Source organism: Neptunomonas concharum, from assembly GCF_008630635.1.
Classification (GTDB): domain Bacteria; phylum Pseudomonadota; class Gammaproteobacteria; order Pseudomonadales; family Balneatricaceae; genus Neptunomonas; species Neptunomonas concharum.
The window spans coordinates 1,428,301-1,443,155 of sequence record NZ_CP043869.1 but is presented as its reverse complement, the minus strand read 5'-3'; the positions used below and the strand labels follow the sequence as shown (position 1 = coordinate 1,443,155).

18 protein-coding genes are annotated in these 14,855 nt (G+C 46.1%); 5 read left to right on the top strand and 13 right to left on the bottom strand.

Translation table 11 applies throughout. The features are described 5' to 3' along the window. Positions 1–90: 90 nt before the first annotated feature. The 4 genes from F0U83_RS06680 to F0U83_RS06665 all read right to left on the bottom strand — a co-directional run bounded on the left by F0U83_RS06680 (position 91) and on the right by F0U83_RS06665 (position 2,969). Positions 91–963 (bottom strand): cache domain-containing protein, encoded by an 873-nt coding sequence (locus F0U83_RS06680; RefSeq protein WP_138988465.1) that lies wholly within the window; start codon positions 961–963, stop codon positions 91–93. Between the two features lie 133 nt (positions 964–1,096). Continuing rightward, positions 1,097–2,116 (bottom strand): UDP-N-acetylmuramate dehydrogenase, encoded by a 1,020-nt coding sequence (gene murB / locus F0U83_RS06675; RefSeq protein WP_138988466.1) that lies wholly within the window; start codon positions 2,114–2,116, stop codon positions 1,097–1,099. Beyond that, a complete protein-coding gene (locus tag F0U83_RS06670) occupies positions 2,113–2,601 on the bottom strand; it encodes a low molecular weight protein-tyrosine-phosphatase (RefSeq protein WP_138988467.1) in 489 nt (162 codons plus the stop codon). The genes murB and F0U83_RS06670 overlap by 4 nt, the downstream gene beginning before the upstream one ends. Positions 2,602–2,675: 74 nt before the next feature. Beyond that, complete coding sequence (locus tag F0U83_RS06665) at positions 2,676–2,969, bottom strand: antibiotic biosynthesis monooxygenase family protein (protein WP_138988468.1); 294 nt, start codon at positions 2,967–2,969, stop codon at positions 2,676–2,678. Between the two features lie 126 nt (positions 2,970–3,095). Between F0U83_RS06665 and F0U83_RS06660 the strand changes: the two genes are divergently transcribed. Next, positions 3,096–3,494 carry a SpoIIAA family protein gene (locus F0U83_RS06660; RefSeq protein ID WP_138988469.1) on the top strand — a complete coding sequence of 133 codons (399 nt, stop codon included), beginning with the start codon at positions 3,096–3,098 and terminating at the stop codon, positions 3,492–3,494. A 55-nt stretch (positions 3,495–3,549) separates the two neighbouring features. On the opposite strand, the gene kdsB is transcribed toward F0U83_RS06660, so the two are convergent. From kdsB to F0U83_RS06630, 6 genes are read right to left on the bottom strand one after another with little or no spacing between them, the layout of a single operon-like run. Further along, on the bottom strand, positions 3,550–4,305 hold the full coding sequence (gene kdsB, locus F0U83_RS06655; RefSeq protein WP_138988470.1) for a 3-deoxy-manno-octulosonate cytidylyltransferase: 756 nt from the start codon (positions 4,303–4,305) through the stop codon (positions 3,550–3,552). Between the two features lie 3 nt (positions 4,306–4,308). Beyond that, complete coding sequence (locus F0U83_RS06650) at positions 4,309–4,503, bottom strand: Trm112 family protein (RefSeq protein ID WP_138988471.1); 195 nt, start codon at positions 4,501–4,503, stop codon at positions 4,309–4,311. Between the two features lie 7 nt (positions 4,504–4,510). Then, positions 4,511–5,503 (bottom strand): tetraacyldisaccharide 4'-kinase, encoded by a 993-nt coding sequence (lpxK, locus tag F0U83_RS06645; protein WP_138988472.1) that lies wholly within the window; start codon positions 5,501–5,503, stop codon positions 4,511–4,513. A gap of 1 nt (position 5,504) precedes the next feature. Then, positions 5,505–5,927, bottom strand: a complete 423-nt coding sequence (locus tag F0U83_RS06640) for an ExbD/TolR family protein (protein ID WP_138988473.1) — start codon at positions 5,925–5,927, stop codon at positions 5,505–5,507. Between the two features lie 12 nt (positions 5,928–5,939). Further along, the gene (locus F0U83_RS06635) at positions 5,940–6,563 is read right to left on the bottom strand and encodes a MotA/TolQ/ExbB proton channel family protein (protein WP_138988474.1); all 624 of its coding nucleotides are present in this window, start codon (positions 6,561–6,563) and stop codon (positions 5,940–5,942) included. A 60-nt stretch (positions 6,564–6,623) separates the two neighbouring features. Then, the gene (locus F0U83_RS06630; RefSeq protein ID WP_138988475.1) at positions 6,624–8,888 is read right to left on the bottom strand and encodes a DNA internalization-related competence protein ComEC/Rec2; all 2,265 of its coding nucleotides are present in this window, start codon (positions 8,886–8,888) and stop codon (positions 6,624–6,626) included. Between F0U83_RS06630 and F0U83_RS06625 the strand changes: the two genes are divergently transcribed. Then, on the top strand, positions 8,881–9,492 hold the full coding sequence (locus F0U83_RS06625) for a DUF2062 domain-containing protein (RefSeq protein ID WP_338036383.1): 612 nt from the start codon (positions 8,881–8,883) through the stop codon (positions 9,490–9,492). The two genes, F0U83_RS06630 and F0U83_RS06625, sit on opposite strands and share 8 nt — an antisense overlap. Before the next feature lie 7 nt (positions 9,493–9,499). Here F0U83_RS06625 and lolD read toward each other — a convergent pair whose 3' ends face one another. Continuing rightward, positions 9,500–10,186: a lipoprotein-releasing ABC transporter ATP-binding protein LolD gene (gene lolD, locus F0U83_RS06620; protein ID WP_138988476.1), complete on the bottom strand. Its 687-nt coding sequence runs from the start codon at positions 10,184–10,186 to the stop codon at positions 9,500–9,502. Then, positions 10,179–11,423 (bottom strand): lipoprotein-releasing ABC transporter permease subunit, encoded by a 1,245-nt coding sequence (locus F0U83_RS06615; RefSeq protein ID WP_138988477.1) that lies wholly within the window; start codon positions 11,421–11,423, stop codon positions 10,179–10,181. Before F0U83_RS06615 ends, lolD begins: the two co-directional genes overlap by 8 nt. A 96-nt stretch (positions 11,424–11,519) precedes the next feature. Between F0U83_RS06615 and F0U83_RS06610 the strand changes: the two genes are divergently transcribed. Genes F0U83_RS06610 through F0U83_RS06600 form a run of 3 tightly spaced genes read left to right on the top strand, consistent with a single transcriptional unit; the run spans position 11,520 to position 13,253 of the window. Further along, positions 11,520–12,074: a PilZ domain-containing protein gene (locus tag F0U83_RS06610; RefSeq protein ID WP_138988478.1), complete on the top strand. Its 555-nt coding sequence runs from the start codon at positions 11,520–11,522 to the stop codon at positions 12,072–12,074. Between the two features lie 3 nt (positions 12,075–12,077). After that, positions 12,078–12,938, top strand: a complete 861-nt coding sequence (locus F0U83_RS06605) for a DNA replication terminus site-binding protein (RefSeq protein WP_138988479.1) — start codon at positions 12,078–12,080, stop codon at positions 12,936–12,938. A gap of 6 nt (positions 12,939–12,944) precedes the next feature. Further along, entirely contained in the window at positions 12,945–13,253 is a 309-nt protein-coding gene (locus tag F0U83_RS06600) for a hypothetical protein (RefSeq protein WP_138988480.1), read from the top strand. A 117-nt stretch (positions 13,254–13,370) separates the two neighbouring features. Here the strand turns inward: F0U83_RS06600 and sthA are convergent, their stop codons facing one another. Continuing rightward, positions 13,371–14,771: a Si-specific NAD(P)(+) transhydrogenase gene (sthA, locus tag F0U83_RS06595; protein ID WP_138988481.1), complete on the bottom strand. Its 1,401-nt coding sequence runs from the start codon at positions 14,769–14,771 to the stop codon at positions 13,371–13,373. Positions 14,772–14,855 lie beyond the last annotated feature (84 nt).

Here is a 14,855-nt window from a genome sequence, read left to right as displayed (position 1 = left end):
CACTGCTCATAAGCTTAGTTTATTTTTGTAAAATAGCCCTGTAAAACGAAAAAAGGCAGAAGAATCTGCCTTTGTAGAGCTTATAAACCATTAGCTTTTGGGAGGCTGCCTTAGCTTTTTAAAGATTACTTTTAAGCTTTTTTGCATGCGGCTAACGGCGTCTGCTAGTTCACCAATCTCATCTTTGGAGTTAACAGAAATCACCGTATCCATTTTACCTAAACTCATCTGTCTAGCACTTTCTGACAGCTCACGGATCGGCTGCACCAAAGCACGATTAGCAAACCACAAGTTGATTACAACAATGACCAACAAGATAGCAGCACCAACACCCAATGAAAGGATGACGGTTGTTTTCACTTTTTCATCCACTGCCAAGCGTGCGTTCTCTACTGCATCATCGATATCATCAATGTAGAAACCCGTTCCCAGCATCCATCCAAATTCTTTTAAATCGATTGCATAACTAAGCTTTGGTGCTTCTTTGCCTTTTGAAGGCTTATCCCACATGTAACTGACATAACCGCCGCCATTACGACCTACTTTAATCAGCTCTTCGATTAATCGAACACCATTCACATCCTGAAGGTCTATGAGATTACGCCCTTCAAGCTCAGGTTTCGCAGAATGAGCTTTAGTCACACCATCGTAGTCAAACGCGAAAATATAACCATCTTCATCACCATAGGAGATCGAACGTAGCGCCGTTTTTACACGTTCTTCTGCTTCTCTCTCGTTTGCTACACTTTTTAGGATAGGACGAATAGCCGTTTCTGTAATTTCCATATAGTTGAGCAGGGATTCCCGCTTGGCTGCCATCATCGTATCTCGAATTTCCACCAGCTCCTGATTACCCATATCCCGTATCTGATAGATTGAGACAAAGGTCAGCGCAGCTACGGTTAACAAGAGAGGAATTGCCGTCAAGACAAGGATTTTTTGTTTGATCTTAAGGTTTTTCACTTAAAGCACTCCAAGGCCTTTGCAGTTAAGCGTGTAATCTAACCGCTTACTCTTTATTTTTATTAGTTTAGTAATAGCAAAAAATGTGTTGCCAGCTTCGGACTATAGTAAACAACGCTCTGAATTAAAAGCACTATATAAGTGGAAATATCTGTGGCTCTCTTTCTAAACTCACCCCAAATTTGGATTGTACCGAGGTTTGAATTTGCTCCGACAGGTCGAGCAGCTCATCCAATTGACCATCACCATAATGCACCAAGACCAGCGCTTGTTTATCATACACACCCACGTTGCCTTGCCTTTTCCCTTTCCAATGACACTGATCTATCAACCAGCCTGCCGCTAATTTAGTGTAACCGGGCTGATCGGGATAGCGTACAAGATCAGGAAAATGGCTGATCAGTGCATCACACTGGCTATTCGTAATAACCGGATTTTTAAAAAAACTCCCAGCATTACCTAATGTAGCAGGGTCGGGCAATTTGCTTCGTCTCACCTCGCACACCGCATCAAATATTTGCGAAAGGCTGGGCGCATTAATACCTTTTTGGTCAAAAAATCCCTGAAGGGCAGCGTACTTTAAACGGGGAGCCGCTACTTTAGATAGCGACAAGGTCACTTCCGTAATGATATAGCGTCCCGGCTGCTGCTTAAAAAGGCTATCTCGATAAGCAAACTGACACGCTTTTTTATCAAAATCTACCCAGCGTTTTTGCTCAATGTCGTAAGCGCGTAAATGAACGAAGTTATCTTTTAGTTCCGTGCCATAAGCACCGATATTTTGTACGGGCGCAGCACCGACTGAGCCAGGAATCAACGCCATGCTTTCAATTCCTGAAAAACCTTGAGCTACGCTCCAGGCGACAGTCTTATGCCATTCTTCGCCTGCACCCAGTGTGAGCAGAGCAGAATCTCCTGACATGTTGACGGTTCGGCCTTTAATATCCATTTTGACTACCAAACCTGAGACGTTCGGTGTAACCAAAATATTGCTGCCGCCCCCTAGTATATGTAATTTCAGTCCTTGCTTATCAGCATAGTGAACCGCATCAGTCAGCATCTGCTCTGAGGTCACGCTAACAAAAGCTTCAGCAGTTGCAGGAAAGCCAAGAGTATTGAGCTGATCCAGCGGGCACTGGTGTTGAATATTCATCGGTAGAGCGCTTGTTGCATGTTTAACAGAAGTCCCATAGACGCGTTTTCTACCAGATCCAATACATGGTCAAATCCAGACGCTCCACCATAATAGGGGTCAGGCACTTCAGATTCGAGACACTGCCCAAAGCTTAAAAATAATCCTAGATACCCTTGGTAATTCGCCGGCGCTATCGACTTAAGGTTGTCTAAGTTTTCAGAATCCATCGCAAGGATGTAGTCGAACGTTTCGAAATCTTGTGCTGTTACCTGTCGGGCACGCAAGTGATCCAATTCATACCCACGTTGCTGAGCAGCCGCTACCGATCTTTTATCGGGCGGGTTGCCAACGTGATAAGCCGCTGTACCAGCTGAATCCACTTCAATCAGGTGTGCAAGGTTATGCTGAGCCACTAAGGTTTCAAATACACCATGGGCTGTGGGAGAGCGACAAATATTGCCTAAACAGACGAACAGAACACGTTTTTTAGCGACGGGTTTCACGCATGATTCCTTGCTATTGCTTTAAAGCAAACCATTATAGCGACGCAGATTGTGCCTGCCTATGATATAGAAAGTTAATAGCTGCTATATGCCCGCAAAACTTCAACCACCTCTACACAGTAATGCTCATACCATGCGTCTTGCCCCATTTTTTGTGCTACCTGATGTTCGGCATCGGCCTTCCAGGCTTTAATGTGCTCTAAAGAGTCCCAATACGAGACCGCAATTTCTTTATTGCCTTCCGTACAGGCTACAAATTTTGTACAACCATATTGGCTCATCGCCCGCTGCCTCATATTGGCTGCAGTCGATGCGTAAAGATCATCAAATTGTTTTACTGTTGCCGTAAAAATGACAGCGTATTTCATGGGTTTCCCCTTCGGGTCGAGATAAATAAAGATGATTAGCAATGCCTGCCCAGATTACTCTACTCTGCCGCAATAAGCCTTTATAATGAACCATTCAACAGTTTCTTAAAGTGAACCGATAATTTTATGCTTTACGTCTTACCTGAAACCACCGGTGATATTCTTGTCTTACAAGCGAGCGAGACCCTAACCGAGCAAGATTACACTGAAGTCTTTCTGCCACTCTACCAGCAAGTCGCTGAATCACAAGAAGGGGTTCGCATAGCGCTTTATCTGGACCCTGGGTTTCAGGGTATTGATGAGACAAGCTCGTGGGAACCACAAGCGTTTGCTACAGCACACAACACCTCTTTGCACTATTTGGCAATTTCAGGTGCAGAGCAATGGAAAGGTTTAACCCAGAGTTACGCTACTACGATGCCTCAAACTAACGTCAGCTATTTTGGCGCATTGCAATTTTTACAGGCGTTACATTGGATTAATGAAGATGGTGAGGCGGGCGAGCTTTATCCTTTTGGCGGATAATGGAGCGTGCCAAGCCCATCGCTATTAAGGCTTGGCAGATAAGTGCCCCTATGACTTATTCGAACAGGGCACGTAAACGCTCTAGGTCTTCGGGTGTATCAACACCCGCGGGCGGCAACTCATCAGCAACATCTACATGAATCTTTGCGCCATTCCACATAGCTCGAAGCTGCTCTAAGCATTCTGTCTCTTCTATCGGCGCAGGCTCCCAACGGACAAACTCATTGAGCATTTTTACCCGATAAGCATAGATGCCAATATGACGTTGCCAACTATAGCCTGATGGCATCGCGGTTGGATCTTTGGCAAACGCATCCCTAGGCCAAGGCATAGGAGCACGACTGAAATAGAGTGCCATACCTCGCGTATCAGAAACGACTTTCACCACATTCGGATTCAGTAGACTCTCAATGTCGGTGATGGGTTCAGATAGGGTTGCGATGCCTGCTTCAGACTCAGCTTTTAAATTATGCGCTACTTGATTAATCACACGTGGGGGGATTAGTGGTTCATCGCCCTGTACGTTAACAACAATATCATCCGCATAAAAGCCCAGCTTATGCACCACTTCTTGAAGCCTATCTGTGCCCGAGGGGTGATCTGCACGCGTCATACACACTTCTGCGCCAAAACCTGTTGCCACATCGGCGATACGCTGATCATCGGTGGCTACAATGACTCGCTCTGCTTCACTGAGTAGTGCGCGCTCGTAAACATGTTGAATCATAGGTTTCCCGGCGATATCCGCTAACGGCTTGCCCGGAAAGCGCGTAGACGCGTAGCGCGCGGGGATAACAACACTAAAGCCCATAACTTAAACCTGTTTCTCTTTCAGTCGTTCATCCGTTGTTAGCGTGCGCGCTTCACTCTCTAACATAACGGGAATATCGTCACGTATCGGATAAGCTAAACCACTGGTACGACATATGAGTTCATTGGTTTCAGCATTGTACTCCACAGGCGCTTTAGAAACGGGGCACACCAGTATATCTAATAGTTTCTTGTCCATTTGTCTCTCACTTGTCTATTCGTTTAAGCAAACTATCGAGCTGCTCTGTCAATTCATGGGCCAGTAGGGCTTCAACTTTGAGGTAATAGTAACGCTCATCACATGCAAAGGTACGACATTTCACAGCATCTTTTTCTGTCATGATAACAGGCAACGAGTCGTCGAATGCAATATCAGCGGGGGCATAAGCGTAATGATCAGGGAAAGAGTGCTCTACTACCTGCAAGCCCAAATGAGTTAAGGTCGAAAAAAAACGATCAGGATGCCCAATACCAGCAATGCCATGGACCTTTGAGAAAACGCGTTCATGGAGAGGAAACGCCTTGCCATCTGATAAGCGTACCCATTCACTGGCTTGAAGCTGCATATGAAACGCCCCAAAGAGCTGAAAATCTCCCTGCCCGTTGAGAACCACCATATCCACTTCAGCCAAACGCGACGGAGGCTCCCTAAGCGGTCCCATCGGTAAACAGTGGCCATTGCCTACTCCCCGAGAGGCATCAATGACCGCTATTTCAATATCTCGTCCCATACGATAATGCTGTAAACCATCATCACTGATAATAAGGTTACAATCCGTCTGCTCAAGTAGATACTGGCATGCAGCAACACGGTCAGGATCGATCACTAAGGGAGCACCTGTGCGTTTAACCAACATTATCGGCTCATCACCGCACTGCGAAGGTGGCATCTGAGGATTAACAAGCAACGGGTAGGTTTTTGATTGCGCACCGTACCCTCTGCTAATAATCCCTGGACGATAACCTCGTGATCGCAGGTGCTCAATCAAGGCTACAACCAGAGGGCTTTTCCCAGTACCTCCCACTTGAATATTTCCGACCACAATAACCGGTACAGGTGCATGCCAACACTGTTGCTGCTGTTTATTACGCCGCCGTTTTGCCAAATAGTAAAAAAGCCTTTCGAATGGCCAAAGTATCCAAACCCATCGAGATGGGCTATACCAAGCCTTTTGCAGGGCCGCTACGACTCGCTGCACCTTATTCTACGGCCTGCTTGGTGGTAATACTGAGCTTTTCAAAGCCCAGTTGCCCAGACACATCCATTGCCGTTACGACCGCTTGGTGCGGCGTTTTAGCATCCGCAGTAATAATCAAAGGCGGTTTATCCGACTGATCTTTTACTTGCAAATTGATCGCTTGGCGCAGCGTTTTCTCTTGGGTATTTACCAGAGCTTGGCCGTTGACGCTGTAATTACCCTCTTCATCAATCACCACCTCGATCATGGTAGGGAGATCTTCACTCGGCGCTGCATCGGAGGCCTCCGGAAGATCAATCACTAAGTGGCTCTCTTTTGTGAACGTGGTTGATACCATAAAGAAGATAAGCAACAGAAAAACCACATCGATCAGAGGTGTCAGATTAACATTCACCTCTTCCCGCTGTTGACGTTGAAATTTCACCGTAACGCTCCGCTACTTGCCAGATTCTACGGTGCGCTCACCGTGGACAACTTCAACTAATTTAACCGCTTGCTGTTCCATTTCAACCACTAGGGAGTCAACTTTACGCTGGAAATAACGGTGAAAAATCAAAGTAGGAATTGCGACCGCCAACCCCGAAGCTGTAGTAATCAAAGCCTCAGATATACCACCCGCTAATACGGATGCGTTACCCGTCCCTTGAATCATGATCTCCGTGAATACTTTTATCATGCCAATCACTGTACCGAGCAAACCAAGCAATGGCGTAATGGCAGCGATTGTGCCAAGTGTCGTCAAAAAGCGCTCCATATCATGAATCACTTCAGAGGCCGCTTCCTGAATACTCTCTTTCATGATCTCACGACCATGGCGAGCATTATTTAAACCTGCCACGACAACGCGTCCCAAGGGGCTACTTGCTCGTAGCTCTTTCATTCGCTCCGCTGTCATAGCGCCGCTCTTGAGCCAACCCCATACGTTTTGCATCAAATCAGGCGGCGCTACTTTTTTTGCACGCAGCTCCCATAGGCGCTCCATACAGATCGCAAGAGATAAAATGGAACACCCGATAATCGGGATCATCAACCAGCCACCAGATGATATCAACTCGAACACGTTCTAACCTCCTATAATGTGGAGCTACTTTATCACACTGAAATCCATTGGAGTATGCTCTCAACTGCCTGACCAGTAACGTTTTTCCATTTCACGCCACCCACGGACAAAACACGCATTCTTCGGCGACGAATTTAACAGAATCGCTCCCTGTCTGTCTGTGCGGTATATTGCCGCACCAGACGCCTTAACTCGCTCAACAACTTGCTCATGAGGATGCCTATAGGGATTGAGGAATCCCGCACTAAATACAACAACTTCGGGCTGAACCCTGTTGAGTAGTGGTGCCCCCGTCGACGTTTTACTACCGTGATGCCCCGCAATCAACCAAGTAACAGGCCGAAGATTCGGCGCTATCTGAGCTTCAATATCCGTATCTGCATCCCCCGTAATTAACAAACTGCATTGGTCAGAGCGAACCTCCAATATGCAGGAGCGGTTGTTATCGTTACTTGCTAGGTTCGCTTTAGGTTGGACATAACGAAAAATTACATTATCCCATTGCCACTGCAAACCTGACTCGCAATACCTGGCAGACTCAATAGGCAGCCGTTCAGGCATACCGGCCTCTGTCTGTGTAATTTCCAGATGCTGATGAGCTACAGACCAGCCACCCGCATGATCATTATCGTCATGACTGATCACTAGGCGGTCTAACCCAGTAATCCCCTGATGCTTAAGGTATGGTAATACGGCACGCTCAAAGGCACCTCCACCATGACGGTAAGCTGGCCCAGTATCATAAATTAGCTGATGATTAGCCGTACGAACCAGTACCGATAGTCCCTGTCCTACATCAAACACCACCACTTGAAAATCACCTTCTGTTAACGATGCTGGGGCTTTAAAGAGCAGAGGTACCCAGCATAGAAATCCGGCCAGCCTAATAACATAAGATAACGGTATAATTAACAATACAGAGCCAAAGAGTGCAAACCCAACCGCAACCCAGTCAACAGATGAACGATGCCACAAGCCTTGCGAGCTAATCTTAGCCACCGCTTCCAGACCAAACCATATCCCCTCAAGACTATAGGCAATACTTTCTAGCAACCAAGGAATACCTAACAGTTCTAGAAAAATAGCGGGGACAGATATCAATAACGCTAACGAGACGAGTGGGATAGCAAGTACATTAACGAGGGGAGCAAACAGAGACAGCACACCAAAAAAGAGCAAGCTAAAAGGCCCTATCACTAAAAAAATATACCATTGACTCAAGAAAATTATGCGCAGCTTGCTCACTCCTCGGCTCGAATCAACAAGGAAAATTAAAGCAGCAACCGCGATAAAACTGAGCCAAAAGCCAACTTCATGTATCGCCAAAGGAAAAAGTGTTAACACTACAGCCATACTGCCCCACCAGCGGCGCCAAATCGATATGCGATCAAAGGTAAGAAAGCCGCTTAGGAGAATAGCTGCCATCAGCCAAGCCCTAACAGTCGGTATGCTAAATCCGGCTAAAATGACATAAACACCACTGAGCAGCAATGCACATACAAAAGGAAGGGCAAAGTGCGATATTCGAGCCTCTTTTCCCCGCCATAGCATTCCAGTGAGTAATCGCCCTAACCACCAACCCAACCCAACAATGACGCCAATATGCAAACCACTCACCACCATCAGATGAGTCGTGCCTGTTGTTTGCAAAAGCTGCCACCCATCTGAATCAATCGCGGATTTATCACCCAACCAGAGGGCATTCAACATCACTCTGGCTTTAGGCCAACGTTCAAAACGTTGATTTACCCAAGAAATAAGATCAAACCTTAAGCGGTCAAAAGAGAAATATTCCACCGACTGTTCAGACGATAGCTCTTTCACATAGCCCACTGCATCGATATGCCGAACGAAGGCCCAATACTCATAATCAAACCCCTTGGGGTTTCGTAGGCTATGGGGAGGCTTTAAACGTACCGTAACACGTAGGTGATCTCCGGGTCTGATCGGGTATGCAGGCTGATACCAACTAAGCCGAATAGTTCTTATCGAGGGAGCAGGCTCCTGCCTATCAAAAGCGGTGATTTGCTCAACCGCCAAATCAAATCGGACACGGGATGCATTTTGGTCTGGCAAACCGGAGACAGTTCCAACAATTTCCCAGTCGATGCCTGCGGCTGATTCAGATAAGCGATGGCTAAGCTGCTGCTGACCATAAAGATAAGCGACTGAAAAACCAGCCAGTAGCAGAAACAAGGAAGTTCGGGTAGTCGAAAACCACCACCCTAATAGCAGGCACAGTAACAAGATAAGCAGCCAAACCCACACGGTAGGCAAACTGGGTAACCAACCTGTAATAAAAAACCCTGAAATATATGTGATCATCCTTGATCTCGATGTTGGCTTACTTGGTTTAGCTGTGCATAATACCTCTACTGGATTCCCCGCAGAAGAACACTTCTCTATGCCCCGTAAGCTTATTAAGAAGTATATGCCAGATGAATCATCTGTCCGTAATCATAAGCATTTAAGCTGGCTAGGCAGCCACTTGCACGACCCTGGCTTATGGCATTTAACACGCAAGTCCGTATCAAAGGCATTTCTTGTCGGTATCTTTTGTGCTTTTCTACCACTGCCTTTACAGATGTTAATCGCTGCTATTTTAGCTTTGCTGGTGCGCAGTAACATACCCATCTCTGTAGGCTTAGTATGGATTACCAACCCGCTTACCATTCCGCCGATCTTTTATTTTACCTATGTGGTGGGGACTTACCTGCTCAACACCCCTCAACTAGCCGTTGAGATGCACTTTACCTATGAATCATTGTCTCGCGATATATCAGCCATCTGGTGGCCACTACTGGTAGGATCTCTTTTCTGCGGTGTTATTTTTAGTGTAATCGGCTATTTTGCTGCCAACCTGTTTTGGATCTGGCACGTGAGACGCAGTTGGTCTGGGCGACGAAAAAAACAATCGCCACCTAACTGACCAATCCTTAATCTACCCTATGCAGTCCCCCACTCTTTAACTCTAGCACGCGATCCATCCGATGAGCTAATTCAGGATCATGAGTCACAATCACAAATGACGTGTTAAGCTCTTGGTTTAATTGCCCCATCAGTTGCTGCACATCACTGGCTGTATTACGGTCAAGATTACCCGTTGGTTCATCCATCAATACACAAGCTGGTCTCGTTACTAAAGCCCTAGCAATCGCCACCCTCTGCCTTTCACCACCACTGAGTTGGGCAGGCTTATGCTTCAGACGCTCACCTAAACCTACTGCTTGTAATATCTCGATCGATTTTTTCTGGGCGATAGCAATATCTTCTTTACCCAATAGTAGCGGCATCGCTACATTTTCGACGGCGGTAAACTCTGGCAACAGATGGTGAAACTGGTAAACGAAACCCAACTGGCGATTCCTGATAGCAGCACGCTTGTTTTCACTTACCTCATACAGGGCCTCACCGCCCACCTTAACTTCACCGACCGTGGGTGCTTCAAGGCCACCCAGAATATTGAGTAATGTACTTTTTCCTGAGCCGGAGCTGCCGATAATCGCGATCCGCTCACCCTGCATCACAGTTAAACCTATCTCTTTTAAGACCTCTAAAGAGGAACCCGCTTCCGTATAGGTTTTACCCACTGACTCACATAGCAATACGGGCTGATTACTCATAGCGTAGCGCCTCCGCCGGTTGAGTTCGGGATGCACGCCACGCAGGGTAAAGCGTAGCAAGAAAGCTGATCGTTAATGCCGCCGCTACAATCAGCCCAACATCAGGCCAATTCAGCTGTGAAGGCAGGTAATTGATGAAATATACATCCGAGGACAAAAACTCGATCCCCATCAAACGCTCTAAGCCGGCAACAAGATCAGATACCGTTAAAGCCAGCACAATACCCAAGGCGGTACCAATCAACGTACCCACAAAACCAATCACAATACCTTGCACCATAAAAATGCGCATAATCATGGAGGGCGTCGCGCCCAATGTTCGCAAAATAGCAATATCCGACTTTTTATCGGTTACCACCATCACCAAGGTCGAAACAATATTAAATGCCGCTACAAAGACGATTAAAAATAGCAATAAGCCGATCATCTTCTTTTCCATTTGAATCGCTTGAAAGAGATTACCGTGGGTGCGCGTCCAATCAGAGGCCATGAAATAACCATCTAATGTCAAACCGATCTCCCGGACAGCGACCGGCGCTTTAAACAAATCGGTAAAGGTAATACGCACGCCCTCAACGCCTTCTTTAATACGCTTGAGCCGTGCAGCATCGTCTATATGAATATAGGCTAGATTGCCATCAAGCTCGGCACCTACCGAGAAAATCCCAACAACCGTAAAACGCTTGAGGCGCGGCGTGACACCCGCAACACTGATAGAAGCCTCTGGCAGCACTAAGGTTACTTTATCACCCATACGCACTCCCAAAAAGCGCGCTAGGAGATCTCCCAGTACAATGCCAAACTCACCGCTTTGTAAGTTATCCCACTGGCCGTTAAGCATATGCTGGGAAACAATAGAAACTTTACTCTCTGCTTCAGGCTCAACGCCCTGAACAACGACACCCCTGACTTGACCACCGTTGGTCAACATACCCTGAGCATGAATAAAGGGAGCCGTAGCGACTACTCGACCGTCCGTTTCGATCGTCTGCGCCACCGTGCGCCAATCTTCGATCGGCTCATCAAAACCGGTAATACTGGCATGAGGAACCATACCAAGAATGCGATTCTTTAGCTCCCGATCAAAGCCGTTCATAACGGAAAGTACTAGAATCAATGCAGCAACCCCTAACATCAACCCCAGCATCGAAACTAGGGAGATAAAAGAGATAAAATGATTACTTCGTTTGGCGGCGGTATAACGCAGGCCAACGTATATAGAAAAAGGTCTGAACATGGTGGCGGATTAAATCATAGTTGGGGCAGTAACTCTAACATAAATAAGAAATTCTCCGTTATACTCTAACAACAAAATCAGTAATAGGAGGCCGCTGTGGGTCAGGAGCGTAGGCAATTTTATCGGGTAGAAAAGGATGTCGCACTGGAGGTAGAGGTCGTTTCTTTGGAGGAGGTAACTCGCTCTATCCAACCTTCTCAGTTTGAGGTATCCCCCTATTTTGAACTACTGGCCGAAGTGCAAGAGCTGGATAAACAACAGCAAGATTTGATTGCCTCAATAGCCCAATCCCATCCAGAGATTGCAGCCCTCTTTAACCTCCAAGCACAAAAACTGGATACCATTACTCGCACCTTGGCCAGCAGCGGTTTGAAAATCAACCATCTAACTAAGCAAACTATTAATCTGAGTGAGGGCGGGATGCAGTGCGAGGTTAATAACTGCAAGCCTGGGGATTATCTGGCAATCAAACTTATTTTTTCAAACCCTCTTTTAGGCGTTCTCTTATACGGTCAGGTTCAGCGGATTATTTCAGAAAATACCGACTCCCAGAAAGTCGCTGTAGCGTTTTATCAAATGCCAGAGAGCTGCCGTAGGCTTATTGCTCAACGGGTACTTCAAGCCCAAACTCGCCATCATGACGCGATTTAGTATATGGCCGTTTCTGCTACACTTTTATCTGAGATAGAAGACGCTTTTGACGCCATGAGCAACAGTTTGCGACTCTTTGATGAGCGGCTTTACCAATCATCTTTATCCATATCGCTCCCGTGGGTAAAAGAGCCTGGATTGCAGAAGCAGATAGCTCGAGAGCTGTATAACGATCTATGGCACAAAGACCACCAAGATGGTAGGAAGACCACCACAAACTACGGTTTGGTCGGAGCTAATGAGTCATTAATAGTAGCCGCGAAGCACCTTAATCATCACAAAGCACGACTTAAGACTGCGATTGCAAATTTAAAAAAAAGTGAACTTCCTCAATTACATGAGCATCTGCATAAACGCTCTATAGCACTGGCAAATTCACTCAATCAAACAGGCCTTGCACGCTTGCACCTTAAACAGTGTTATCGACAGATTCCCCTCTTGGAAAGCCGCCCGGATAGTGTTCGCTTTAGTTGGTATAGCAGCGGCCGAAGCATCCGCAAACTCAGTGTTGAAGAAGCGATGGGTAGGCTGTTAAAACTGGATATATCACAGCCCCACATTCAAATTCAGCTAGAGAAATTATCAGCTTTGCACCAAGCTACACCATTGGCGCAAATACAACAGCAAGTACCCGTTATTCGAGCTAATTTTTCTTGGAAAACCACCGATAATCACTGGCAACGGCAAGCCAGAAACTGTCCTTTACCGATACTAATTCCATTAAATGAAGGTGATACTTTACCCGAACACAATATACTTCCTACCGAACCACCGGAACAAAGAAACAGAGCTTTAAGGTCGGACAGTAAAATTGACCCTACGCCTTTTTTAAGTAGCTTACGTATTCACCTCTACAGGAATTGATTCCCGATGCAACACGCTAAATTACTACATCATATTGCTACAGCCATTGGTTTTGCATGGCTGATTGGATGGTTTTATCTTTGTAAGCATTTCGGAGTTATGGACTGGGGAGTTACCTTGTTGCCGCAAGGTTATGAAGGAGCCGGTCTGATGCTCGTAATTGGTTTAATGATGGTACCTGCTTTTTTTATCTGGAGCCGCTTTAATCGCTTTGTCGAAAAAAAGCTCGAGATTAAGGGCAAGTATTATGAAGATGAATATTACGCATCAGAGCAAGCAACTAAGCATAAATCAACATCAGACACTAACGAGTAAAGCAGCGGCAAGTTGTACTGAATTGAGCATCTCACTCTAAACAGTACAACCAGCACACTCATAAAAATCAAAATAAATAGCGTCAACGTGGTTCCCTTAGACGGCTATTTATTAGATTTATAGATTTGAAATCCGGTTTAAACCAGCGATGGCCGCTACACGATATGCTTCTGCCATCGTGGGATAGTTGAAGGTCGTATTAACAAAGTACTCGATAGTATTTGCAGCCCCTTCCTGGCGCATGATCGCTTGCCCGATATGTACAATCTCTGATGCCTGATCACCAAAACAGTGAATCCCTAAAATGGCTAAGGTTTCACGATGGAAAAGAATTTTTAGCATACCGACAGGCTGGCTGGAAATTTGCGCGCGTGCAGTATCTTTAAAGAATGCCTGCCCTACTTCATAAGGGATGCACTCTTTAGTCAGTTCCTCTTCGGTTTTACCGATAGAACTGATTTCAGGAATGGTGTAAATACCGGTTGGAACCTCATTGATGTAACGGAAATAATCAGAACCAACCAGATCAGCCGCCGCCGAACGCCCTTGATCCAGAGCAGCAGAAGCTAAACTCGGCCAACCAATAACATCGCCTACCGCATAAATCCCTTCGACCTCTGTACGATAGTGACCATCAACAGATAATTGGCCACGGCTATTTGGCGCCAACCCCGTTGCTTCAATATTTAAATTATCAGTATTACCCGTACGACCATTGCACCATAAGAAAGCATCAGCTCGAATACGCTTACCGGATTTTAGGTTTAAAATCACGCCGTGATCATCCCCTTCGACGCTTTCATACTCTTCGTTATGGCGAATCTTAACGGCAGTATTACGCAGGTGGTAACTCAGTGCATCCGATATTTCACCGTCTAAGAAAGACAATAAACGATCTTGGGTGTCGATCAAGTCGACTTTCACCCCTAAGCCACTAAAGATAGAACAGTACTCACTACCGATGACACCAGCACCATAAATGATCAACGTACGCGGTGTGTGGCTTAATTTAAGTATCGTGTCGGAGTTGTATATCCGTGGGTGGGAAAAGTCGATATCAGCAGGCGTGTAAGGCCGCGACCCCGTCGCAATAATAATATTCTTAGCTCTTAAGGTTTCTGTACCTTTGACTGTTCCTTTCACCAGTACGGTATTTTTATCTTCAAACTCCGCACGCCCAAAGAATACATCAACACGATTTCGTGCATAAAAGTTGGTTCTCAGCATCACCTGATTGGACATAACCTTTTCGGCACGTTTTAAGACTTTTGGAAACGAGAACCAACGAGGCTCACCAATGTCACGGAACATTGGGTTAGTGTTGAACTCAATGATCTGCTTAACTGAGTGACGCAACGCCTTTGAAGGGATTGTACCTTTGTGGGTACAGTTTCCACCAACAGTCTCCTGCTCTTCAATTACCGCTACACGGCGACCATGCTTAGCTGCATTCATTGCAGCCCCTTCGCCAGCAGGTCCAGAACCGATGACAACTACGTCATACTCATAAACAGCCATTCATTTCCCCTTAGTTTTATATACTTTTTTATCAGACACTTAGGCTAGTCTTTTCGCAGAATAGACTGTGGAGAGAAAAGGGCA